14 protein-coding genes are annotated in these 25,772 nt (G+C 57.9%); 7 read left to right on the forward strand and 7 right to left on the reverse strand.

All coding sequences use genetic code 11. From position 1 onward, the window contains the following. Positions 1 to 318: 318 nt before the first annotated feature. The 6 genes from HMPREF2884_RS03095 (at position 319) to HMPREF2884_RS03120 (ending at position 12,372) form a co-directional block, all read left to right on the forward strand. Positions 319 to 2,019, forward strand: a complete 1,701-nt coding sequence (locus HMPREF2884_RS03095) for an ABC transporter family substrate-binding protein (protein ID WP_070615555.1) — start codon at positions 319 to 321, stop codon at positions 2,017 to 2,019. Between the two features lie 368 nt (positions 2,020 to 2,387). Continuing rightward, a complete protein-coding gene (locus HMPREF2884_RS03100) occupies positions 2,388 to 4,118 on the forward strand; it encodes an ABC transporter family substrate-binding protein (protein ID WP_070615557.1) in 1,731 nt (576 codons plus the stop codon). A 408-nt stretch (positions 4,119 to 4,526) separates the two neighbouring features. After that, positions 4,527 to 6,227 (forward strand): ABC transporter family substrate-binding protein, encoded by a 1,701-nt coding sequence (locus HMPREF2884_RS03105; protein WP_070615561.1) that lies wholly within the window; start codon positions 4,527 to 4,529, stop codon positions 6,225 to 6,227. A gap of 442 nt (positions 6,228 to 6,669) precedes the next feature. After that, positions 6,670 to 8,379 carry an ABC transporter family substrate-binding protein gene (locus tag HMPREF2884_RS03110; RefSeq protein WP_070615565.1) on the forward strand — a complete coding sequence of 570 codons (1,710 nt, stop codon included), beginning with the start codon at positions 6,670 to 6,672 and terminating at the stop codon, positions 8,377 to 8,379. Between the two features lie 331 nt (positions 8,380 to 8,710). Then, positions 8,711 to 10,411, forward strand: coding sequence for an ABC transporter family substrate-binding protein (locus HMPREF2884_RS03115; protein WP_049354463.1), 1,701 nt, complete (start codon positions 8,711 to 8,713; stop codon positions 10,409 to 10,411). 257 nt (positions 10,412 to 10,668) lie between these two features. Beyond that, positions 10,669 to 12,372, forward strand: a complete 1,704-nt coding sequence (locus HMPREF2884_RS03120; protein WP_070615568.1) for an ABC transporter family substrate-binding protein — start codon at positions 10,669 to 10,671, stop codon at positions 12,370 to 12,372. Between the two features lie 169 nt (positions 12,373 to 12,541). Here the strand turns inward: HMPREF2884_RS03120 and HMPREF2884_RS03125 are convergent, their stop codons facing one another. The 7 genes from HMPREF2884_RS03125 to HMPREF2884_RS03155 all read right to left on the reverse strand — a co-directional run bounded on the left by HMPREF2884_RS03125 (position 12,542) and on the right by HMPREF2884_RS03155 (position 24,750). Further along, a complete protein-coding gene (locus HMPREF2884_RS03125) occupies positions 12,542 to 13,570 on the reverse strand; it encodes a dihydrodipicolinate synthase (RefSeq protein WP_246827913.1) in 1,029 nt (342 codons plus the stop codon). A gap of 208 nt (positions 13,571 to 13,778) precedes the next feature. Continuing rightward, positions 13,779 to 15,851, reverse strand: a complete 2,073-nt coding sequence (locus HMPREF2884_RS03130) for a glucose PTS transporter subunit IIA (protein WP_070615571.1) — start codon at positions 15,849 to 15,851, stop codon at positions 13,779 to 13,781. A 528-nt stretch (positions 15,852 to 16,379) separates the two neighbouring features. Further along, positions 16,380 to 18,938 carry an HAD-IC family P-type ATPase gene (locus HMPREF2884_RS03135; protein WP_070615573.1) on the reverse strand — a complete coding sequence of 853 codons (2,559 nt, stop codon included), beginning with the start codon at positions 18,936 to 18,938 and terminating at the stop codon, positions 16,380 to 16,382. 258 nt (positions 18,939 to 19,196) lie between these two features. Then, complete coding sequence (locus HMPREF2884_RS03140) at positions 19,197 to 19,967, reverse strand: heme ABC transporter ATP-binding protein (protein WP_070615578.1); 771 nt, start codon at positions 19,965 to 19,967, stop codon at positions 19,197 to 19,199. After that, complete coding sequence (locus HMPREF2884_RS03145; protein WP_070615580.1) at positions 19,964 to 21,043, reverse strand: FecCD family ABC transporter permease; 1,080 nt, start codon at positions 21,041 to 21,043, stop codon at positions 19,964 to 19,966. Before HMPREF2884_RS03145 ends, HMPREF2884_RS03140 begins: the two co-directional genes overlap by 4 nt. Beyond that, positions 21,043 to 22,206 (reverse strand): heme/hemin ABC transporter substrate-binding protein, encoded by a 1,164-nt coding sequence (locus HMPREF2884_RS03150; protein ID WP_070615583.1) that lies wholly within the window; start codon positions 22,204 to 22,206, stop codon positions 21,043 to 21,045. Before HMPREF2884_RS03150 ends, HMPREF2884_RS03145 begins: the two co-directional genes overlap by 1 nt. 183 nt (positions 22,207 to 22,389) lie before the next feature. Continuing rightward, positions 22,390 to 24,750, reverse strand: coding sequence for an HtaA domain-containing protein (locus tag HMPREF2884_RS03155; RefSeq protein ID WP_070615585.1), 2,361 nt, complete (start codon positions 24,748 to 24,750; stop codon positions 22,390 to 22,392). Positions 24,751 to 24,987: 237 nt separating this feature from the next. On the opposite strand from HMPREF2884_RS03155, the gene HMPREF2884_RS03160 reads away from it, so the two are divergent. Then, complete coding sequence (locus HMPREF2884_RS03160) at positions 24,988 to 25,650, forward strand: biliverdin-producing heme oxygenase (protein ID WP_070615588.1); 663 nt, start codon at positions 24,988 to 24,990, stop codon at positions 25,648 to 25,650. Positions 25,651 to 25,772: the final 122 nt, after the last annotated feature.

Below are 25,772 nucleotides of genomic sequence, written 5' to 3' on the forward strand. Positions count from 1 at the left end.
TTGTCACCTGGTGAGACGGCGGGAGCCTCAGAATGTGGCGCTTGGCCCTGAAACCAGCAAGAAAACAGGAAAAACTGCACTGACTAGGCGTAACCTTTCTCACCATTCAAGATATGAATATTTATAGGCGAGCTTCTATACCGCAGGTAAGCCATAATTAAGCCTGTGGGTGCGCCGCTAGGGGCGTACCTCAAGGAACACATTCATAGACCGGCACTAATTCATCGCTCACCGCAGCCTATTGCGGCGCATGAGCAGGGAACCCTTGACGCTTTCCTGCAGGATTATTGAGGGTCAAACGTATAAGAGGACACTCTCATGGAGAAGAATTTCATCCTGAACCGTCGTACCGTTCTCGGTGGCGCTGCAGCACTGGGTACCGTGGGCGTACTGGCTGCGTGCGGCTCGTCCAAGGACTCCAAGGCAACCACCAAGGGTGCAACCGTGGGCACCGATGCCAAGGAGCTTTATGACCTTGGTGAGGCTGCTGTATCTGAGCTGAAGGATGGCGGCACTCTGCGCCTGGCTATTCCGGGTATTGGTCCGGACTTCAACCTTTTCAGCGCGGACGGCAACTCCCTGTACACCCAGACCGCTATGAGCCCCGTGGCTTACGCAGGCCTGTGGCAGAGTGACCCCCTGGGTAAGCGCACTCTGGCTCCTGAGTTTGCGAAGAGCTTCGATGTCGTCGAAGAAAACGGTCTGCCCGTCGTCTCCATTGAGCTGAACCCCCAGGCTAAGTTCAACGATGGTACCCCCATCGACTACAAGGCTCTGCAGGCTACCTGGAACATCCTCAAGAGCACCGATGGTGACTACAAGGTCGGAAGCAGCGGCATCTACAGCAGCATTGCTTCCGTGGAGCGCGACGGTGATGACTTCAAGGTGAAGGTAACTTTCTCCGCACCTTACTACCCGCTGAATACCCTCTTCGCTGGCATTGTGCACCCGGCTCTGCTGGATAAGAACCTCTTCAACGAAGGCTTCGTTGACAAGCCGCACCCCGAGTACTGGGTTGGCCCCTTCACCATTGCTGAAGGTGGTTGGAACTCGACCGAGAAGACCCTGACCCTGACCCGCAACGACAAGTGGTGGGGTGAGAAGCCCGTTCTGGAGCGCATTGTCTTCCGCCAGATGGATACTGCTGCTGAGCGCGCAGCGTTCAAGAACGATGAGCTTGATGCGATTGGTGCTACCACCGCTTCTGCATACAAGGAGCTCAAGGACGTTGCTAACATCGAGATTCGCCGAGGCTCTCGCCTGTTCTCCGGTGGCGTGACCATGAACCCCGCCCGCATGCAGGATGTTGCTCTGCGCCGCGCTGTGGTTACTGGTCTGAACCGTGAGGCTCTCGCCAAGGTTCGTTTCCAGGGCCTGGATTACGAAGAGAAGCTTCCTAACTCGATGATTCACATGCCCTTCAACGAGTACTACCAGGACACCTACCCGACCCCGAACAACGATGCTGCTGCTGCATCCAAGATTCTGGAAGAGGCAGGCTACACCAAGAACGGTGAGTTCTACGAGAAGGACGGCAAGCAGGCTGCCTTCAAGTTCTCCATCTTCGGTGAGGATCCCACCTCCAAGGCTGTCGGTCAGACCCTGGTTCAGCAGCTGAAGTCCGTAGGCATTAATGCTGAGCTCGACTCCCGTGCTGTTAGCGAGTTCAACAAGACCATGTCCTCCAAGGATTACGACGCAACCTCCTCCGGTTTTGCTCCGAGCTCCCCGGATGCTACCGAGGCTACCGAGCAGTTCTACATGCGTCGTAAGCCCGAGGAAGCCGGTTCCGATGAGATCAATGAGATGATTGCAAAGATGAAGCTCATTGCTGACGACAAGGCACGCAACCTGGCTTGCAACGAGATCGAGAAGAAGCACCTGGCTGAGTTCGCAGTGCTGATTCCGCTCATCAACGGCCCCGAGTACAAGTTCGTGAAGAAGGGTCTGCGCAACTACGGCGTGTCCCTCTTCCAGGGCACCGGCATTCACTGGGAGAAGGTCGGTTGGGCTAAGTAAGTCCTTATCCCTTCACCTGCTAGGTGAATAGCCTAGAGCTATTGAAAGTGTCCACCCGGATTATCTGGGTGGACACTTTTTGCATATCTGGAGGAAGCGCTTTGGGTGTTTTTGTGTACCGATGCGGGGGAGTGGTGGTATAGCTATCCGGAAAAATCCGAAAAATTCGCACAAAAACAGGGTATTCATGGTATGAATATTCAGAAAATACGATAAATATTAAGAAATATTATGAAAATGCTTGGTTTCCGCTCCCGAGGTGCGCTACAGTGGAGTCATACAAAATTATGCAGTGCTATGTATAAATAATCATTACTTCGGGGATACGGGATAAACCCGCCCGCACAAGACAGAAGGAAACCACTCCCATGACCGCCAACCCCGCATACACCGCGAGCAGCCACGAAGCGACCAAGAACAGCTTCAGCCGCCGCGCCCTCATTGGCGGCACCGCGGCTCTGGGAGCTGTAGGTCTGCTCAGTGCCTGCGGCAACGGCAGCGCAAGCTCTGAGAAGACCAAGGCAGCCGGCGCCGGTGCCAATATCGAAGACCTCTACAACATCAACGCTCAGGACGTGAACAGCCTGAAGAAGGGCGGCACCCTGCGCCTGCCCGCCGGATCCATCGGTCCGAACTTCAATTTCTACACCCAGAGCGGTAACACCAGCGATAACGTCAACGTTATGAGCACCATCAGCCAGGCCGGCATGTGGAACCTCGACTTTGACGGCACCTACAAGCTGAACACCGACTTCGCTGTCTCCTTCGAGCACAGCAAGAAGGACGATAAGATTCAGGTTGCCGTCAAGCTCAACCCCAAGGCTGTCTTCAACGATGGCACCCCCATCACCTACAAGGCGCTCCAGTCCACCTGGAACATCTTCAAGAGCCTGGATAACGGCTACAACATCGTCACCAGCGGCATCTACGAATTCGTTGAATCCGTAGAAAAGGGCGAAGACGACTACAGCGCAACCATCACCTTCTCCAAGCCCTTCTACCCGCTGCAGAGCCTCTTCTCTGAGATTCTGCACCCCGCACTGGAAGACGTCGAGCTCTTCAACAACGGCTTCGTGGATGAGCCCCACCCCGAGTACTGGGCTGGCCCCTTCACCCTGGCGGATAAGGGCTGGGACTCCACCGCGAAGACCTTCAGTGTTGTGCCCAATGACAAGTGGTGGGGCACCAAGCCCCTGCTGGACAAGATTGTCTTTACCCAGATGGAGTCCAGCGCTGCACGTGCCGCGTTCAAGAACGATGAAATTGACGCTATCGGTGCGAGCACCTCCTCCACCTATGCCGAGGTGAAGAACATTGCGGGTACCGAACTGCGTAAGGGCACCCGCCTCTACGCCGGTGGCCTGGATATCAATCCCCGCCGCGTCAAGGATGCTGCCCTGCGTAAGGCAATCTTCGTCGGCACCAACCGTGAAGCACTCGCAAAGATTCAGTTCCAGGGTCTGCCCTACGAGGAAGCTATCCCCGGTTCGATGATTCATATGCCCTTCTCGCCCTACTACCAGGATTCTTACCCGACCCCGAATAATAGTGTTTCGGAGGCGCAGAAGATTCTGGAGGCCGCCGGCTACACCAAGAACGGCGACTACTACGAGAAGGACGGCACGAAGGCTGGCTGCGCAGTGGTGGTCTTCGGTGACGATCCGACCAACAAGGGTAAGGCTCAGACCTTCACTCAGCAGATGAAGGATGTCGGTATCGAGATCCGGATTGATCAGCACGCCGATAGCGAGTTCGCCACCATTCTGGGCAACTGGGACTACGATATTTCCTTCAGCGGCTACTCGGTCTCTGCTGACGCGACCGAGAGTACCAAACAGTTCTACTACTCCGAGAACAACGAAGGTATCGGCAGCAAGGAAATCGATGCCCTCATCGACGCCATGACCCTCATTGAGGACGACAAGGAACGTAACCTCGCCTGCAACGAGATTGAGAAGAAGCACATGGCGGAGTTCGCCTTCCTGGGCACCATTACGAACGGTCCTGACTTTGTGATGGTCAAGAAGACTCTGGCTAACTACGGTCCGCGCCTGTACAAGTCGATGGACTGGACTGCTGTGGGCTGGATGAACTCCTAAAAGGTGCCTGTCTTGCGAGCGGGTCGAATGCGTGTGTGCGCGTTCGGCCCGCTTTGCTGTGCCCGTTGGCTATTTCTGGAGGTGGGGGAGGGGTGTTGCGCGAAGGATAGTGGGGTTGTGTCGATATGGATTTAGGCCCGCTGCATTAGGGTCGGGCGTAATAATTGAGAAATATTTATCGTGTTGCGCACCTGTAGTGATTTATGTGGTGTACACTACTAAAAATATTAAATGTGGCTTAGAACATAGCTTTAGGTCACATTATTTTGCATGGCTTGACCTGCCCGCCCATCACCGCAGATAGCAGGCGCTCCTGCAGACGGAAACCCCGCCTCCAGAGCACGCAAGCCACCCACTCTACACTGCAAACACTGCATCAGCGCAGTCCACACCCACAAGGAGCCCATCATGAGCCCCCACCCCATCCCCTCCCTCTCCGGATTCAACCCGATCATGAGCCGCCGCGTACTGTTCGGCGGCGCAACCGCCGTCGCTGCTGCCGGCGTACTGAGCGCTTGTGGCTCCTCGTCCTCCAAGACCGAGCACAAGGCAAGCGAAACCCCGTTCTATGAAATCAACGAGCAGGATGCCTCGAAGCTCAAGCAGGGCGGTACCCTGAACCTGAGCACTTACTCCCTTGGTCCGGACTTCAACCGCTTCTCCCAGAACGGCTCGAGCACCTCCGTCTCCGAAACCATGGGCGTTATCGCCGGTGCCGGCATCTGGCGCAGCACCTTCAAGGGCGAAGATGAGCTCGACCCCAACTACTGCCTCGGCTTCGAAGCTAAGGATGTAGACGGCAAGATCACCGCAGAGGTTCGTCTGAACCCCAAGGCAGTCTTCAACGACGGCACCCCCATCGACATCGATGCACTCAAGGCAACCTGGCAGATCCAGCGTGACCCCGACGGTGAATACAAGATTGCCGCAGCAGGTATCTACGAGTACATCGAAAGCGTTGAAGCTATCGATGGCGACCGCTACCACGCACGCGTTGTTTTCAAGACTGCGCACAACCCCGTCAAGGGTCTGCTCTTCGGCGGAATCCTGCACCCGGCGATGCTCGACGTAAACCTCTTCAATGAAGGCTTCGTGGACAACCCCCACCCCGAGCTCGGTTGCGGCCCCTTCACCCTGGCACCCAACGGCTGGAACTCCTCCGAGAAGACCTTCACTGCTGTGCCCAACGACAAGTGGTGGGGTGAGAAGCCCAAGCTGGACCGCATCGTCGTGCGTGAAATGGCAGACGCTGCAGCTCGCGCCGCCTACAAGAACGGCGAGCTGGACGTCGTGGAATCACGTACCCTCAGCGCCTACAACGAGATGAAGGACGTTGCAAACTCTGAAATCCGCCGCGGTCGCCGCCTCTTCGCCGGCGGCATGAACCTGAACGCAGAGCACATCACTGATGTTGCTGTCCGTAAGGCAATCTTCCTGGGTATTGACCGTGGTGCTCTGGCAAAGATTCGCTTCCAGGGTCTGCCCTACGAAGAAGAAGTTCCCGGCTCGATGCTTCTGTTGGGTTCCTCCCAGTACTACCGCGACAACTACCCGGCACGTAACCCGGAGGAAGCACGCAAGGTCCTGGAGAAGGCAGGCTACACCAAGTCCGGCGACTTCTACGCGAAGGACGGCAAGACCATCACCTTGAAGCTGACCACCTTCGGTGATGACGCCACCACCAAGGGCCAGGCACAGACCTTCATCCAGAGCATGAAGGAAATCGGCATTAACTTCGAGCTCGATTCGCGTGCACAGTCTGAATTCTCGAAGGTTGTTGGTAACCGCGAGTACGACGTAAGCATTTCGGGCTTCGGCGTGACCTCCGAGCCGACCAGTGCAGCCGAGTACTTCTACCACTCCAAGAACTGGAACGGCGTCGGCACCCCCGAAATCGACGCTATGGTCGACGAGATGGTCACCATCCTCGATGACGCTAAGCGCGCCGAGAAGTGCAACGAAATTGAGAAGAAGCACATGAGCGAGGTTTGCCTCTTCATCCCCTTCCTCAATGGCCCGGACTTCAAGGCATGCCGCCCGAAGCTCGCTAACTACGGTGCGTTCCTCTTCAAGACCACCGACTGGTCTACCGTTGGCTGGATGGCATAAGCCGCAGTTTTAAGCTCCCCGCCCCTATACGTTTTCGCAGTGTCGTATAGGGGTGGGGAGCTTTTTCTTGTGGAGGGTTCAGCGCGCTTTAGCTGCCCCGACGCTGTGCTTGTAACTTGTAACGACTCTCAAAGTACCGGGTGTGACGCGCTCGCGCGCCAATGCGACATAATATTTCATTTTTTAGTTTTCGCACGCGGCTTCCGCGTGATGATGCGGGTTCGGGCGCTGAACCCGTGATTTTTAGACGGTGTATAGTTCGTCCACGGATTGGACTGTGGTCTGCGTCGCTTCTTTTGGGGGTATACTGTGTTTCAACCACAAACAATGTGGGGGCTCTCACAAAGGTGATGGGCGGGAGCTTCGGCGCTCCCGCAAAATCGGCGCACAACACGGTGCGCTTATCAAATAGCACCTGAGCCCTCCGGCATGAGGAGAATACATGACTCATCTACGTATTAATCGCCGTACCCTGCTGACCGGCACCGTTGCCCTGGGTACCGTCGGCCTGCTCGCTGCATGCGGTGGCGGCTCTGACAAGAAGATCAGCGGTAAGGCTGCATCAAGCACCGAGGAAATCGTCAAGAACCTCGAAATCAACAAGCAGGACCGCTCCTCCCTCAAGCAGGGTGGCGAGTTCCGCGGTAGCGTCTCCGCAGTCGGCCCGAACTTCAACATTCTGACTCAGAGCGGCTACACCACCGAGAACCTCACCGCATTCGGTGGCGCCTGCAACATCCCCTCCGCTATCGGCTTCACCTCCCTAAGCCCTGCCGGCGACTACAGCCTCAACGACGACTACGTCAGCGACTACAAGGCTGAGACTGTTGACGGCGTGCAGACCATCACCTTCAAGCTCAACTCTAAGGCTGTCTTCAACGACGGCACCCCCGTTGACATTGAGGCAATCCGCGCCGCGTGGACCGTCTATCGCAACCCCGATGACGGCTACAACGTCATCGCCGCTCCCTTCTGGCAGCAGGTAGCGTCCATCGACCCCGTGGATGGCGACAAGACCCGCGTCAAGATTGTTATGTCCAAGCCCCTGTATCCTGCCGAAACCCTCGGCCTGCTCGGTCTGCACCCCGCACTGACCGACAAGGAGCTCTTCAACAACGGCTTCGTGAACAAGCCCATGGATCAGTACTGGTCCGGCCCCTTCAAGATTGGCGAGTGGAACTCTTCGGCTAAGACCCTCACCCTCGTGCCCAACGACAAGTGGTGGGGTGAGAAGCCGCTGCTGGACCGCATTATCTGGCGTGAAATGGGCGACGAAGCAGAGCGCGCAGCGTTCAAGAACGGCGAGCTGGACAGCATCGGCTTTGCTGGCCTGGCAACCTACAACGCCGTCAAGGGTCAGCCCGGTGTCCAGATTCGCTCCGGCCAGAGCGTCGGCGTGATCAACCTGCAGTTCAACCCGACCCGCGTGACCGACACCGCCCTGCGCCGTGCAGTCTTCGCCGCGGTTGACCGCTCTCAGCTGGCTAAGGTCAAGTTCGGCCAGATCAACTGGGAAGAGCCCCTGACCGGCTCCATGATTGCTATGCCCTTCCAGAAGGGCTACCAGGACGCTATGCCTTCTAACCCCGGCCCCGAGGCTGCGGCAAAGATCCTGGAAGCAGCAGGCTACTCCAAGAATGGCGACTACTACGCCAAGGACGGTAAGACTGCAGGCTTCTCCATCACCTACTTCGGTTCGGATGCAACCTCCCTGGCTCAGTTCCAGAACCTCGAGCAGCAGCTCAAGGCAGCAGGTATTAAGCTCGAGCAGGATAACCAGCCGCAGTCCCAGTTCAACTCCGTGATGGGCTCTAAGCAGTACGACTGCGCCTTCTCCGGCTGGGGTATTGGTGCTGACCCCGCAGACAGTGTTCAGTACTTCTACACCAGCGAAATCAACGAAGGTGTGGGCGATCCCGAGCTGGATAAGTTCATCGCGTCCATTTACGAGAAGGAATCCCACGAGGAGCAGTTGAAGATGGCTGCTGAGGCTGAGAAGCAGCACATGGAGAAGGTCGCTATTTACTTCCCCTACGCTAACGGCCCCAGCTACGCAGCTGTGAAGGAGAAGCTGGCTAACTACGGTCCTTCCCTCTTCGCAACCAGTTACACCGACCCCAAGCGCTGGACCAATGTGGGTTGGCAGAACTAAAGCCACAGGCTAGTTTCTGGGGTTCTAGTCGGTAGCTTCTGAATTTTTGGAGGCGCCGGTTCAGGTCTCCAGAAGGGTAAAGTCCCGCGGTATTCCGGCTTAGAGACGGGGTGCTGCGGGACTTTTCTGTGTTTTTAATGGGTGGTTTTGTGGTGGGGTGATTTCGGGGATTGGCTGAAATATTTTCCCTAAAACGGTGAACTAGGTCATAGTGCGTGGGAAATGTGTGTATACTATTGCCAATGCAAAATGTGCGTGCTGTCACAAAGGTGTGCGGGTTGTGTTCCCCCGCGTACAAAAATTCAGCATCCCACCTAACTGAGGAAAACTAATGACCACTTTCACTCTCAACCGTCGTACCCTGCTCACCGGCACCGTTGCCCTGGGCACCGTCGGCCTGCTCGCAGCCTGCGGCGGCAACTCCTCCAAGAACGAAACCAGCGCTCTCTCCGCCGGCGACGACCTCTCCAAGGCAGTCTCCTACAACGAGAAGGACCGCTCCGCCCTCAAGGACAGCGGCGAGCTGCGACTGAGTGCAGACGGCATTGGCCCGAACTTCAACATCCTCAACACCAACGGCTACACCGCCGGTAACCTGAACATTCAGGCGGCAATCAACTCCGCCTTCACCGGCGGCTTCTACGCTGACTTCCGCGGCGAGTCGCACATGAACGAGGACTACGTCACCGAATACAAGGCGCAGACCGTTGACGGTGTGCAGACCGTGACCTTCAAGATCAACCCGAAGGCAGTCTTCAACGACGGTACCCCCATCGACGTGAACGCCGTCAAGAGCTACCAGACCATCTACACCGCCGCGGCATCCGGCTCGGACTACCAGATCACCCCCTCGCCCATCTGGGAGCAGGTCGCAAGCGTCGAGGCTGTGGACGGCGATACCCGCCACGTGAAGGTCACGATGTCCAAGCCCTGGTACCCCATCGAAGGCAGCTTCACTTCCTTCCTGCACCCGGCATTCGTCGAGCCCAAGTTCTTCAACGACGGCCTGAACGACAAGCCCCTCGACCAGTACTGGGCAGGCCCCTTCAAGGTCGGCGAGTGGAACTCCTCCTCCAAGGTGCTCACCGTCGTCCGCAACGAGAAGTGGTGGGGCCAGAAGCCCGCTCTTGAGCGCATCACCTGGCGTGAAATGAGCTCCCAGGCAGAGCAGGCAGCTTACAAGAACGGCGAAATCGACTACGTGGACGCCAGTACCCTCAGCTCCTACAACGAGCTCTCCGGCGTGGCAAACACCGACATTCGCAAGGGCAGCGCTCTCAGCGTGGGTAACTACGAAATCAACCCCGAAAAGGTGCCCCTGCCCGTCCGCCGCGCATTCGTTGCAGCCCTCAACCGTGAGCAGCTGCAGAAGCTGCGCTACGAGAAGCTCGGCTGGAAGGAAACCCTGCCCGGCTCCATGTGCATGCTGCCCATGCAGGAAGGCTACCAGGACAACTACCCGACCAAGCTTGGCAAGGATGTCGCCACCAAGATCCTCGAGGACGCAGGCTACACCAAGTCCGGTGACTACTACACCAAGGACGGCGCTAAGGTCTCCTACCCGGTCATCACCTTCGGTAGCGACCCGGTTGTCAGCTCCACCGCCCAGTTCCTCGTCCAGCAGATGAAGGAAATCGGCGTTGAACTGACCATCGAGAACCACGGTGCCTCCGAAATGTCGAGCATCATCTCCTCGAAGAACTTCGCGATTAAGACTGGCGGTTACGGCATCACCACCTCCCCGGTGGATGCAGCGAACTACTTCTACATCTCCGAGACCAACAACGGTCACGGTAAGGATCTGGACTCGCTGGCAGCAACCATGATGTCCACCGAGGACCCGAAGGAACAGCTCAAGATCATGAACGAGCTGGAGAAGCGCCACCTGGACGAGGTCGCCATCTACGTGCCCACCCACAACGGCCCGAACTTCAAGGCGTGCCGTAAGGGCCTGGCAAACTACGGCCCCATGCTCTTCGGTCTGCCCTACTACAACCCGAACGTATGGATCAACGTCGGTTGGGAGAAGTAAAAATCTAAGCGTTGAGCACCGCTCACACACTCCATAAGGGGTAAAAGCGCTACAGCGGCGTGTTACAGAAGGATTAAAACCTTCTGGAGCACGCCGCTTTCCCGTTCCTCAGAGATTTGCACGGATATACTTAAAACAAATGCGGGCATTCTGCCCGCGACCCCGGCAGAGACTGTCCTCCCGCCGGGTTGGAGTGTTAGTTGCGCACCGTTCGCGCGCCGCCTCCACAACACTGCGAATACTCTAGGAGAAATTCCATGAAGAGCATGTCTGTCTCTCGCCGTACCCTCCTGACCGGCACCGTTGCCCTCGGCACCGTTGGTCTACTGGCTGCCTGCGGCAGCTCGAAGGAAAAGGTTGGCGGTAGCGCCGCTAACAACGCTGAAGATATTCTGAAGAACCTTCAGGTCAACAAGCAGGACCGTTCCTCCCTCAAGCAGGGCGGTACCCTGACTCTCGCGGCTACCGCCCTGGGCCCGAACTTCAACCTGCAGACCCAGAGCGGCTACACCTCCAGCAACCTGGACGCACTGGCACCCTGCAACATTCCCGCCGTGATGGGCTTCTACACCATGAGCCCCGAAGGCGAAGGCACCCTCAACCCCGAGTTCTGCACCGAGCACAAGACCGAGACCGTCAATGGCGTGCAGACCGCGACCTTCAAGATCAACCCCAAGGCTGCTTTCAACGACGGCACCCCCATGGACGTGAACGCTGTTCGCGCCATGTGGAAGGTCTACCGCGCAACCACCGACAACCCCTACCACATCACCGACAACACCATGTGGCAGCAGGTTGAGAGCATCGAGGCTGTGGACGGTGATAACTTCCACGTCAAGGTCACCATGAAGGCTCCGTACTACCCCTCCGAGGGTCTGTGTGCCTTCGCAATCCACCCCGCACTGGAAGACGTCAACCTCTTCAACGAAGGCTTCGTTGACAAGCCCCTCGACCAGTACTGGGCTGGCCCCTTCAAGGTTGGCGAGTGGAACTCCTCCCAGAAGGTGCTCACCCTGGTCAAGAACGACAAGTGGTGGGGCGAGAAGCCGATCCTGGACCGCATCATCTGGCGTCAGATGGACTCCGAAGCAATCCGTGCAAGCTTCAAGAACGGCGAACTGGACGCCTTCACCTTCGTGGGTGCAACCAGCTACAACGCTGTGAAGGGCCAGGCTGGCACCGAGATTCGCCAGAGCCAGAACACCAACGTCAACATCATTCAGCTGAACCCCAAGCGCATCGAGGATCTGGCACTGCGCCGCGCAATCCTTGCTTCTGTGGACCGCGAGCAGATCGCTAAGGCATACTTCTCGCAGCTCGGCTGGACCGAGCCGCTGCCCGGCTCCATCATCGCAATGCCGTTCCAGAAGGGTTACCAGAACAACTACGCTGGTGACACCGGTGCACAGGCAGCTGGCAAGATTCTGGAGGCCGCAGGCTACTCCAAGTCCGGCGACTACTACGCTAAGAACGGCAAGGTTGCTGGCTTCGCTCTGACCTCTTTCGGTTCCGAGGCGGTCTACCAGGCGGTCTACCAGATTCTGGAGCAGCAGCTGAAGTCCGCAGGTATCCGCCTGAGCGCTGACAACCAGCCGCAGTCGAACTCCAACTCCGTGCTCGGCCAGAAGAGCTACGAAGCAATCTTCACCGGTTGGGGCGTTCTGCCCGACCTGGCTTCCTCGGCACCCTACTTCTTCACCACCGAGGTGTTCGGAGTCGGCGACCCCGAAGTTGATAAGCTCATCGAGAAGCTGCAGAACACCGAGAAGGAAGACGAGCGCATCAAGATCGCTAACGAGGCGGAGAAGCTCTACTACGAGAAGGTCGCAGTGTACCTGCCCTACGCAAACGGCCCGATGTACGCCGCTGTCAAGGCTAAGGTTGCGAACTACGGTCCGTCCCTGTTCAAGCAGAGCTACACCAGCGCTGACTACTGGGTCAACGTTGGCTGGCAGGAGTAGTACCGCTTGCGGTAACGCTCTAGCCGTCCTGTAGGACAACAGAATCCCGGGTACTCTCACGAGAGAGTGCCCGGGATTTTTCTGTCCCGCTTGTTCTGCGTCCTTTAGCTGGATACATTAGCGGGATATGTAATTACAAAAACTAGGGAAGCGCCACTCTAACCGGCTGCTACCACTCGCCCAGGTACAGGGCGCGCTCCTGCAGGTACCTCAACATCTTCGGGTTCTGCCGCAGATAGAAGATACGGTAAATGCCGCCTCCAGCGACGATGAAAGCCAGCGGGAAACCCAAAATCACGAGCACACGGCTCATATTGGCGGACAGGTCAAAAGGATCACCGCTGGTTGCCACCAGCACAATCCAGAGAGAATAGCCCACGCAGGCGAGCAGAGTGCCCCACATGCCGCGCACGAGCCAACTCACCAGCGCCACCGCAATAACCCACGCCAGCGCCAACGTGAACTGGTGCCGCTCCGCCTGAGCCCAAGGGAGCGCCCCCACGTAAATAATTGCGGGGATGCCCAGGTACCCGGGGATATTCAGCGAGGCAAGAATGTTCACACAAAAATAGCCCAAGAAAATAGCGCTCAACGACGAAGATAGGAACAGGTGCAGGGGAATCACGCCGTCGCCGCTATAGACGGCGGTCGGGCCAGCGTACACGGTTTCAAACATGAGGGTCAGCGGAGTCATCATGTACTCAATCCAGACCACCAGAGCGAAGGCACCGAAAATGCCGAGAGCCTGCATCAGAGCAATCAGCCGTGAACGGGCATCGTGAGGAATGGTGAAGCTCTGACCCTTCGCCTTGACGCCGCAGACATGAACGACAGCCACCATTGCCGCGATGCACAGCACCCAGCGCACGAGGACCCCCGGTAGCTCAGGAAGACCTCCATAAGCCCCCGTAGCGGGGTCACCCCAGGCTCCGGGGAGCAGTGTAATAGCGTGAGTACCCTCGGGGAGGCTGGTGGAGGAAGCAAGCCGGTGCGGCTCGTAGATAACCCACCACAGAAGGCAGGCTGGAATCAGCGCGGAGAGCTTACGCAACAGAACCGGAAACGGCGCGGACTCATAGACGAGCGCCTCAAGATTGAGCCGGCGCATCAGCCGCCGAACAGGAGAAAGAGCGCGTAGCTCTTTTTGCTGCTCTTCCCACGCTCCGGTATCCCATGTCCTAGTATCAGAAGACATCATCGTACTCCCTATCACTTGAGAACTTCCTTGTTGAGCGTATTCTTACATTAGCAGAAATACCCCAGGGTAGTGCCTAAACCCCAGCAAACCCTGCCCAGCAAACCCGGCTCAAAGAATCAGCACATCAGGAAACAGGGCATAAGGAAACAGGGCATAAGGAAAGGGGCCCCACCACAATGGTGGGGCCCCTTAGAGCCTATAAAGCGAACTACTTAGTGGTCACCTTCAGGACAGTGCTCAGGTTCTGGTGAGCAACGCCCGGCAGACCCTTCACCTCAGCGAACTTGCGGGTGTTGGTCACGATAACCGGGGTAATCAGCGGGTAACCCGCCTCCTTGATAACCTCAGGATTGAACTCAATCAGAGCGTCGCCAGCAGCAACAACATCGCCCTTAGCAACCTTCACGCTGAAGCCCTTACCGTCCAGGTTCACGGTATCCAGACCAACGTGAATCAGCAGCTCAATGCCGTTCTCCAGCTTCAGACCCACAGCGTGGCCCGAGGGGTAGGTTGCAGCAACCTTACCGGCTGCGGGAGCAACGACAGTGGTACCGGTCGGCTCAATCGCCACACCCTCGCCCAGCTTGCCTGCAGCGAAAATCGGGTCCGGAACATCAGACAGAGCAACAGCAGTACCCTCAATCGGAGCGTGCAGCTCAATGACCTCACCAGCGGAAGCAGCGGGTGCAGCAGCAGCGGTCGCAGTAGCGGCAGCAGCCGGAGCAGCCTTAGCGGCAACAGCCTCAGCCTTAGGAGCGGCCTCAGCATCCTCAGCCTTACGCTCCGCAGCGTGCCTTACAGCGTCAGCCTTCGACTCGTAACCGAACAGCAGAACACCGGTCATAGCGCCGAAGAACGCAATAGCCAGACCAATCACGTACAGGTACGAGGGCTGCATAGCCGGAATCGACAGCAGCGAAGTGAACGCGAACGCGTAGGACTTAACGCCCAGGAAGGAAATGGTAGCGCCACCAATAACAGCGGGAACCAGAATAATCGGGATCACGCGCTTGTAACGCAGCACAACACCGTACAGGGACGGCTCGGAAATACCACCGAGCAGACCGGACATCGACGCACCAACAGCGGTCTGGCGCAGCTCGCGGTCGTGCTTAGCCTTAATAGCCACACCGGTCACAACACCGAACACAGCGAAGTTGTAAGCACCCATCGGGGACTGAATGAAGTCAGTACCCATGGTCTGCAGGTTGTTAATCATGACAGCGTTCAGCGGCCAGTGCAGACCCAGCGGAACCATGAACAGGTACAGGCCAGCAATCAGAGCACCAACCAGAGCCGGAGCCTGGTCGTTAACCATCTTCAGGAAGTCAGAGATGCCCATAGCAACACCGATACCGATGGGGCCAACCAGGAACGCGGTCACCGGAACCAGAACGATGACCGAAATCATCGGCACGAACACCATCTGCAGCATCGAAGGAATAACCTTCTTCAGGAAGCGCTCAAACGGAGCCAGCAGAGCAACAGCCAGCAGCGGGGGGAAGACCTGACCGGTGTAGCTGAATGCGTACAGCGGCAGATCCATACCGAAGAACGGAACGTTCAGAATCTTGGTGGCGGGGTCAGCCAGAGCGGTCAGATCGGTGAAGGTACCGGTCATCAGTGCAGCGGGGATAGCCGCACCAACCCACATGTTCGCGCCCAGACGCTTAGCAGCGGTAGCACCCAGCATGATAGGCATGAAGTTCAGAACCGACAGCGAAGCAGCCTTCAGGATGTACCAGAAAGCAAACTGCTGCATCCATTGGGTGTTCAGCGCCTTAGCAGCCTCGGGGTCAGCCACACGAGCACCGTTAATGATGTCAATGTTCACGCTCTGACCGGTCAAGTCAGTGTACTGGCCGAAGAAGCCCAGCTGCTGCAGGAACACAATCAGGGTCAGAATCATCGAGGTACCCAGAAGTGCCCACAGCAGAGGACGGAAGGAGTCAGACAGAACGTCGAAGACGTTGGTAAGCCAGCCGGACTTCTTGCCTTCAGCCTCAACCTTGGTGTCACCCTCAGCGTGGCCAGACATAGAAGGCAGAGCGTTGATCTCGTTGTACACAGCCTCAACGCGCTCGCCCAGAACAACCTGAGTCTGGCCGGACTGCTCAATCACAGAGAGAACGCCGGGCAGGCTCTCAATCTTCTTGTTCTGCACTGCATCGTTAGACACAGGAGTGACACGAAGGCGGGTTGCACAGTGAGTAATGTGCGCGATGTTCTCGGGGCCACCCAGGCCGTCAAGAATCTTCTCGCCAAGTTCGCGGTTATTCACGATACTTCCTTAGATATGCGGTCAATGTCTATACGGTTGTTGCCGGAGGCTGTGCCTACCTGACGTTGCGGTGGCCGAAAAAGCCCCGGAAAACACGGCCAGAAAACACAAAAGACCCGAGTCTCTCGACCACCGGAAGCACTACACTCGTGCCCACTATGGAGCTTCGGTACAGCAAATAGAGGGGATTCTCGGCAGATATATGCTGCCGTCCCATACGGTGTTGAGTAACTCAGGTCTTGCCTGCCAAACCAGTAACAACCCTGAAGAAGGTTTCCCTTCTCAAATAGTTCCCTGTAACTCTAAGGGTTTTCCCAGGTTAAGAGCAAGGTGAGAGGCAAAAGCTATCAGAAGCTGTTAAATGTTTCACCCAAGTGATAGCTGAGACACACCCTCGGTGCTGCTAGTAGGAGTACTCCGGCTGATTCCGGAACACTACGGAGGGGATGCTTGCGAAGACACGAAAGGGCCCCGCATCCACAGGATACGGGGCCCACACGCTACCGAAGCAGCTACCTTTCCGACTAGCTACTTAGTCGGGAAGAAATTCAGCGGAGCAACCTCCAACTCAGGGTAATTACGCTTCTGCCAACGGCGGTTACGATGCGCATTCACCTCAATCAGCGCGGCACCCAGAGCACCGGCACCCAGAGCCGTCCACAGCAGGTGCGGAAGCACAGTAACGAACTGGTGGTACTCCACCAGAATCGGCACGAACAACGCCGCGAAGAACACCGCAAGCAACGCACCAAACAGCAGAACACGAGCACGGTTGAACGGGCGAGCCACCGCAGCCAAGTTCCACAGACCCATCATCACCAGGGTGATAAACGAAGCCGTCTGAATCTGGCGGATATCCTCAACGCCCATGCCGCGAGCCGTGAACGTCACCGCCAGCAGCATCGCAACCACAATAATCGAGTTCGGAACCGTGTAATTCAGCACGCGACGCAGGAAGCCCGGCACGTAACGGCGCGAGTTCGGCAGCAGGGTCAACGCGAAGGACGACGCGCCCACAATCAAGAAGTCCGCAGTCGAGTACTGACGCGGCAAGAACGGGAAGGTCAAACCGAAGAGGCTGAACAGAACACCCAGCAGAATCGCGAAACCGGTCTTCGTCAAGAACAGGTTCGCCACCATCTCAATGTTCGTAATGACCTGGCGGCCCTGCTCCAGGGCAGCCGGCAGGGATGAGAACTTACCGTCCAGCAGAACCAGGCGAGAAACAGCCTTCGTCGCAGGAGCTGCGTTACCCATCGCAATACCCAAGCTTGCATGCTTGAGCGCCAGAGCATCGTTAATACCGTCACCGGTCATCGCAACCACATGGCCGCGCTCCTTCAGAGCAATCACCATGTTCTTCTTCTGCTCGGGCGACACGCGACCGAAAATATTGTGAGTAGCCGCAGCCTCAGCAAGCTCCGGACCGTCCTCAGGCAGAGTCGAAGCGTCAACCGCGCCCGCGGAAGTATCCATGCCCGCAGTCTTCGCAGCCGCAGCCACAGTGAACGGGTTATCACCCGAGAAGACCTTCAGGGTCACGCCCTGACGGTGGAAATACTCCACAATTTCAGGCGCATCCGCACGCACGTTCTCACGGAAAATCACGAACAGAACCGGGGTAGCATCCGACGGGATCTTCTGGATCGGCTCATCCTTCTCATTGCGGACCACCGCAGAAGCATGCGCCAAAACCATCGTACGCAGGCCCAGAGCCGCCAGTTCGGCCGCACGCTCACGCTCAGCGGTGCCCTTGGCGAGAAGCGCCTCCGGAGCACCCAGAAGCCACGCACCCGAATCCTTAAACTCAATCGCGCTAAAACGCAGAGCCGACGAGAACGGCACGATACCGCTCACCGACGCCGAAAAAGCATCCGGGAAACCGCCGGTCAGAGCCGCCGCGGTCGGGTTCGCGTTCTCATCGTGACCAAACCACGCCAGCGCCTCATTCCAGCCGGCGGGCAGAGAAGCACGCCAAGAAGTGTGCTCCGCCGAGTCAGCGTCGGGGCCCTCAGCCTCAGCAACGGTGTCCAGCGGGCGCACCGAATCAAAAATCACGCCACCCTCAGTCAGGGTGCCGGTCTTATCGAAGCAGACCACATCCACACGAGCCAGCACCTCAACCGCAGGCTGCTCCTGCACCAGAATGTTGTGCTTACGGCCCAGCGCCACAGCCGCCGCCGCAAACGCCAGAGTAGTCATCAGCGCCAGACCCTGCGGAATCATCGAAGCAACCGAAGACACCACAGCAATAGAAACCTGCTCCCACAGGTGGTTCTGCTGCACAGTCTCCAGACCGCCAGCAGCCTGAATCTGACCCCACGACACCACAGGAATAATGACCGCAAGACCCACCGTAATCCAGCGGACCACACGGTTCAGCGCATCACGCAGCTCAGACTGAATACGCGAGAACTGACGTGCCTCATCAGAAATCTTGCTTGCACGAGAATTCGCACCCACGTGAGAGAGCAGGACGCGGCCGGTACCACCCAGCACACTCGACGCCGACAGCACCATATCGCCGGGGCGCTTAGCAATCGGGTCGTTCTCACCGGTGAGCAGGGACTCGTCCAGCTCCAAAGAATCGGAGGTGAGCACAATAGCGTCCGCGGGAACCTGATCGCCGCGCTTGAGGATGACAACGTCACCCTCAACCAGCTGCTCCATCGGAACCTCAACGCTCTTACCGTCACGCACGGCAGTAGCGGGGGAGCGGTCCAGTAGGGAGATGCGGTCCAGCTCAAGCTTCGCCTTGTACTCCTGCACAAAACCAATCACCACGTTAGCGATAACAGCCCCCAGGAAGAGCAGATCAGCCCAACGCTGGTACATGATCACCACGGCACCACAGGCACCCAACACAAAGTTGAAGACCGTGAACAGGTGCGCACGCATAATGCTCCACAGCGTGCGAGAAGACTTATTGTTCTGGGTATTGACCCTACCCTCAGCAGTCAGGCGAGCAACATCATCGCTGCTCAAACCGTGCTGGGCAATATCGAAAGATCCGCTATGCGGTGTTTCAGAATATTCGGGAATGTAGCCGGCAATGGCAGGCGCTGCCGTTTTCTGCTGAGGATCCATGCGGGGGTCTCTTTCTCGAATGGATGGAATGCTGAACTGAATAGAGTTCAGTATTGCGGACACTACCTTTCAGTGTATCCGTGCAGGAGGGGATAAAGATAATCTCCGCCCTGTAATGAACTGATATTTACAGCCATTCCAGAACGGAGATTTAATATATGCGAATACTGGCATATTTTGAGATGGAAAGTGTTTGCGGGATGCTTCGCTAACGCCCCGTAAAATCAGCGCGCCAGCAAACTCAACGCACCAGCAGACTCAGCGTTCTGGCAGAATCAACAAACGATTCGTCACCGGATGCCTCAACACCTCAATCGGATGCTGATACACCTCAGACAACAACTCCGCCGAACACACCTGCTCAGGGGCGCCCGAAGCAACCACCTCGCCACCACGCAACAACACCATACGGTCAGAATACGCAGCCGCAACATCCAAGTCATGAAGCACCGTCAACACCGCAGCACCCTCAGCAGCCAACTCGCGGTTCACCCGCAACGTCTGCTCCTGATGCGTAATATCCAACGCCGCAGTCGGCTCATCCAAAAGAATCAGCGGAGTCTGCTGAGCGAACACACGCGCCAAATGCGCACGGCCACTCTCACCACCGGACAGAGTTGTAATATCGCGATCCGACAAGTGAGTCACCGACGTACGCTCCATCATCGAAACAACCACGGCGTCATCCTCTTCAGCGCGCTCCGTGCCCTTCCACGGGGTGCGGCCCATCTGAACCACCTCATGCACCGTGTACGAAAACGCCACGTTCAACTTCTGCAACAGCATCGCACGCTGACGCGCCATCTGGCGGGCAGGAATCGAACCCAGAGGGGTGCCATCCAACAGAATCTCACCGCTACTGGGCGCAATATCACCAGCAATCACACCCAACAGAGTCGACTTACCGGCACCATTAGGACCAATCAGCGACACAACCTCGCCCGCAGCAACCGACAGAGACACATCATTCAAAATCTGACGCCCACCAGCGTTAAAACACACACCGGACAGGCTCAACAACTCACTCACGAAGCACCTCCGCCCTGACCCAGGGAACGACGCAACAACACGAAGAACGTCGGGCCGCCCACCAAAGCCGTAAAAATACCAATCGGCAAATCAGCAAAAGGCACCAGCGTACGCGCACCCAAATCAGACAGCGCAATCAACAGCGCGCCACCCAATGCCGAAGCCGGCAACAACACACGATTCGACGGACCCAAAATCATGCGCAACAGGTGAGGAATAATCAGACCAATAAACGCAATAATGCCCGCATACGCCACCGCAGCACCCGTCAACAAAGCCGTCGCCGCAATAGACACCGCACGCAGACGCTCCACGTTCACGCCCGAATGCTGCGCCGCACGCTCACCCAACGCCAGAACATCCAGCGAAGAAGCCATCACAAAACACGCCACCAAGCCGATCAGAATAACCGGCCACACGCTCGCCACAGCCTTCCACGTGGAACCGTTCAGCGAACCCATCTGCCAGAACACAATCTGATCGCGGCTCGTCGTATCAGCAATAAACATGAGGAACGCAATAATTGCATTCGCCACCGCAGTCACCGCAATACCCGTCAAAATCATCGACAGGACCTTCGCACGACCCGAAGAACGCGACAGGAAATACACCAGCGCAGTAGCCGCCAACGCACCCACAAACGCGAATGCAGGAGTCGTGAAAATACCGAAGAACTGCAGGTTCAACACAATCGACAAACACGCGCCAACTGCCGCACCCGAGGAAACACCAATCACGCCCGGCTCAGCCAACGGGTTACCAAACACCGACTGCATCACCGCACCGGAAGTACCCAAAGCGGCACCCACCAGCACACCCAACAGCACACGCGGGAAACGGATATTCCACAGAGTGCTATCCGCCAGCTGCATCGCCGGGTTCTCCGGCGCAAGACCCAGACGGCGGCCCACAGAAGCAACCACCTGATCAATCGGGATGTTGTACTGACCCAAACCCGCAGACAGAACCATCACAACGCACAGTGCCACCGCCAAAAACGTAAACGTCAGACCGGCACGACGCCGACGCGAAGCACGATAACCCCGCGCACCCGCCGCACTTTTCACGGCAGCCACTACTGACCCCCCGCAGGAGTCGAGTACGCAGCCTTAGCCAGCGACAAAAGCACCGCCGGAGTATTCGGTCCATAGGACAGAATCTGGCCGTCACCCATATCGATAATGCGCTTATTCTTACCGGCAGTCGTCTCACCCACACCCGGGCGAGCCAAGAAACCATCCAAACCGCCGGTGGACTTAATACCGCCGCTCATGGTCAGAATGACGTCCGGGTTCAGCTTCACCAGCGCTTCACTGGTCGCCGGAATAATATTCGTCGCGTTCTGCTCAGACGCCACATCTTTGCCGCCAATAGCCTGAATCAAATCGTCAGCGCCCGAACCCTTGCCGAGCACGAAGAACACGCCAGCGGTACCGCGCACGTACAGGAACGCGAACGACACCTGCTGTGCACCCTTCGGGGCGACGTCCTTGAGTACCTGCAGGGCATAATCCAGGTCCTTCTGCACGCGAGCAGCAACCTGCTCGCCCGCCTCCGGAACACCCAGCGCCTGCGCAACAGCCTTGAGCTGCGGAATGATCTTATCCATACGACGCTCATGATCGAAGACCACCACGGTCACGCCCGCTGCGCGCAGCTGATCCACAATCTCAATCGGGCCGTTGCTCTTATCCCACAGCACCAGGTCCGGGGAGGTCGCCAGAATCGCCTCAGCGTTCAGGTCGTGACCGTTCTGGGTCACCAGCGGCAGATGAGCCAGCGACTGCTCCGTCGAGGAGGTGACACGACCGACCAGGCGACTGCCCAGACCCAGCGCAATCATCTGCTGAGCCAGAGTGCCGTACAGGTCCAGCGCCAGCACACGGTCAGCGGACTTAACGGTCACCTCGGTGCCGTTGAAATCCTTGAACGTCACGGGGAAAGCCGGGGTGGGGGTATCGACCATCGGCTGAATTTCGGGGGTATCTGCGGCGCTATTGGGGCCGCGCAGAGCCTTCTGATCAGGGGCAATAGAAGAACGCAGCTGATCGGCAAGGTTCTCCAAAACGGTGCGGGTGCTCTGCTCATCCACCACAGCCTGCGAAGTGCTTGAAGAAGCGGCCGGGTTCTGAGTACCCACACCGCAAGAGCTCAGCAGAAAAGCGGAAGTGATGGAGAACGCTGCATACTTCATTGCATCGCGGCGGTTCAGGGCAGAAGAAGAAAGGGAAGAAAACATCGTCGTCTCACAGAAAAAAGGGAGTTAGAAAAACTGGGGTAGGCGCCGGGGTAAAACCTGGCACCTGAAGCGGGGGTGCAGTGAAAATCTGCACCCCCGCACGGGCCGTGTCGGCTTACCGGTGAACCTCATGGTTGAGTCTCACGGGCGAGCCGACAGTGTGGGCATCCTCGTGAGGTACCGTTATGCCTTCTTGCGGCGGCGAGTGTACACGACGGTACCCGCGCCGGCTGCAACAGCGATGAAGCCTGCAACTAGGGTGCCCTCAACACCGGAGGCGCCGGTGGAAGCCAGAGGCTTGCCGGTGACCGGGTCGCAACCCTCACCCTCGTAGACGGTCTCGGACACGGTCTTGGTGGTGGTCTTCGCGCCGTTAATCGCCGCGGAGAAGCTCAGCGGAGCCATGTCCTTACCGGCATCGTAGAAGCCAGCGAACGCCTTCGCGCCCTCAGCGGTCAGGGTGGTTGCCGCACCGTTGACGCTCACAGCGTCAGAGGAGCTCTGCAGACCCGAAAGATCCACCTTCAGCAGTGCCACCTCACCGTAGTTAGTTGCCTTGCCGGAGGGGTCATTGCTGTTCATGGTTGCGTAGAGAGTGCCGGAATTGCCGTTAATCTCAAGGCGCGGGTTCGCAATGGTGGTGTCCAGAATGCCGTGGTGACCGGTGAAACGAACCGAACCGCTGAAGGAGATGGAACCCTTACCGCCCTTGAAAGTGCCGGTACCGTTAGACCAGTTGAACGCATCCGAAGAGTAGGAGGTGCCGTTCAGCTCCCAGCTACCGTTCGCGATGCCGCCGCGCACGTAGTTGCGGAAGGAATCACGCACGCCCCAGCCAAGGTTTGCGCTCTTAATGGTGCCGTCGGACGCGCCCTGCTCCTGCACCTCGCGGGTGCGGGTGACGGGTACGCAGACCGGCTGTGCCGGGTTGTTGCTGACAGAGCCGTTCGAGGAAGAACCGCCGTTAGAGACGCTGCCGGAGGTGCCTGCCGAACCGTTAGAACCGGAGCCGTTAGCGCCGGAGTTACCGGAGGAGTTCGAGGAGCTGTTATCGGAAGAGCCGTTCTCAGAACCCTTGTTATCGGAGGACTTGCTCTCAGAGACGCGGGGAACCTCAACGGTGTTCTCCGCGGTCTGCTCGCTGAGCTTTACAGAGAAGCTCAGCGGTGCCATGGCGTTGTCGGCACCGCGGTACTGGCCCGCGAAGAGCACCTCGGAACCTTCAGCGGTGAGCGCGACTGCCGCGTTCTGCGCCGAGAAGACACCGTCCTTTACGCTCGCGCCGGAGAGGTCTACCTCGGCGATAGCCAGGCCGGTCTTAGAAACGGACTTGCCGTCGCGGGTCAGCGCGTCAACATCAGCGACCAGGGTGCCCTTGCCGTTGACGACGACCAGGCGCATGTTCTTGATGGTGCTCTTGAGCTGACCGTTGTGGCCGGTGAACTCTGCGGTGCCCGCGAAGTTGATTTGACCGGTCTTGGTCTCGGGGTTGTACACGCCGGATGCCTGAGTGTACTTGAAGCCGCCAGCCGCGGTCTTCTCCATGCCCTCAACGTTCACGGAGCCGTGCGCGAAGCCGGTCAGGTACTTCAGGAAGGACTCGCGGATATCCCAGCTGAGGGTGCCGGACTCGACGACGTTGCCGGTGACCTTTTCTTCACGCTTGGGCTCGGTGGTTGCGGCGGGGGAAGAGGGTGCAGCGGAGGTGGGGGCTGCGCTCGGCGCTGCAGAAGTGGGCTCTGCGGGCTTGGGCGCCTCGCTGGTCGGTGCGGAGGAAGGCTCGCTGCTGGGCTCTGCGGTCGGCGCAGCAGTCGGCTCGGCGCTGGGTTCAGTGCTGGGCTCAGGGCTCGGCGCGGGTGCTTCCTTGGTCACGATGGTTGCGGAGAAGCCGAGTGCATCCAGCTCCTGACCTGCCTTGTAGAAGCCCGCGAAGGCGCCGGTTGCCTCTTCGGAAAGCTTGACGCGGGTGCCGTTTTCCTCGTCAACGCTGGGCAGGGTGATGGTGTTACCCTCAACCTTCAGGCCGGAGGCGTTGAAAGTACCGATGGTCATGTTCTTGGTTTCGACCAGGTCGTTCGGGGTGGTGTTGCCGTTGTAGGGGCGCGACTGAACGTTGGCGCGCACGGTGCCCACGCCGTCCTTAATGGTGACGGAGAGGTCGGAGATGATGACTTCCAGCAGGCCGTGGTGTGCGGTGTAGTGAATCGAGGAGCCGGTGAAGGTGACCGAGTATTCGCCGTTGGCTACGGTGCCTTCGGCGGAGGTGAAGTGGTAGGAGCCGTCTTCGTTGGTGGTGACGCCGGTCAGTTCCTGGGAGCCCTGGGAGAAGGCGCCGTTGATGTAAGAGCGGAAGGACTTCTTCAGGCCCCAGTTGACGGTGACGTCCTGCAGGCTCTGCTCTGAGGCTGCGGTTACCTCACCGGCGCTGACGTGGGAGTTGGTTTCAGTTGCGAAGGCTGCGGGTACGCCGGCGACGCCGCTGAGGCCGATGGTTGCCGAAGCCAAGAACGCCCAAGTGCGCTTGGTGAGAGAAGGGGTAGACATTCGGTGTCTCCTTGAATTTTGTGATTGTGGTGTTCGTATCAAGTCTAGCCCTATTAGCCTATGTTTGTGTAACTTAATGCCTAGGGTGACTTGTGTATGAGGTTTACCTTAGCAAATTTTTTGTGAGAGCTATTGCCAAAACCGGTTTTTGGTGACAATATGTCATTAACAGGTTTTGGTGACATCGTGTCACTAAAACATTTATTGTTCACCCACAAGCCACTTTAGGAACTCACCATGACTATTACCGCCCCCGAAACCACCCAGGAACGCTTCTCCGCACGCCTGAAGGAAAGCACCAAGCACGTCCACGACAACGCCGAACACTCCACCTTCATGGAAGATCTCATGGGCGGCTCCCTCAACACCGAGGCATACCTGCGCCTCATCAACCAGTACGTGCACATCTACGAAACACTCGAAGCAGTCTCCGAACACTACCGCGCAGAACCCAGCCCCATCACCGAACCCTTCACCCACCCCGGCCTCGACCGCGCAGAATACATCCGTGCAGACATCCGCGCACTCGGCCAGGAAGGCGACATCGACGCGCCCCTGCCCGCAACCGCAGAATACGTAGAGCGCATCCGCGCCACCATCAACTCCCCCGAACGCTACCTCGCACACCACTACCTGCGCTATCTCGGCGACCTCTCCGGCGGCCAGGCAGTCGCAGCGCTCGTCACCCGCCACTACGGCATCCCCGCCGAAGCGCTGAGCATGTACCGCTTCACCGAACTGCCCAAGCCTAAGGTCTTCAAGGACGGCTACCGCGAACTGCTCGACAACGCACCCCTGACCGATGAACAGCGCGAAGCCCTCATCGAAGAGTGCATCGAAGGCTTCCGCATCAACGCCTCCCTGTTCGCGCAGCTGGGCCGCAAGGTCGCCGAGGCATAAACCCAGAACGCGCATAAACACCGAACACCTCAACGCACAACGCCTAAACGCTCAATACACAAGCCCGCGGGCATAACAAAAGGGGCGGATGCTTTCACAAGCATCCGCCCCTTTCGGCGTTC

It is taken from the genome of Rothia sp. HMSC073B08 (assembly GCF_001812975.1).
Taxonomy (GTDB): Bacteria; Actinomycetota; Actinomycetes; order Actinomycetales; family Micrococcaceae; genus Rothia; species Rothia mucilaginosa.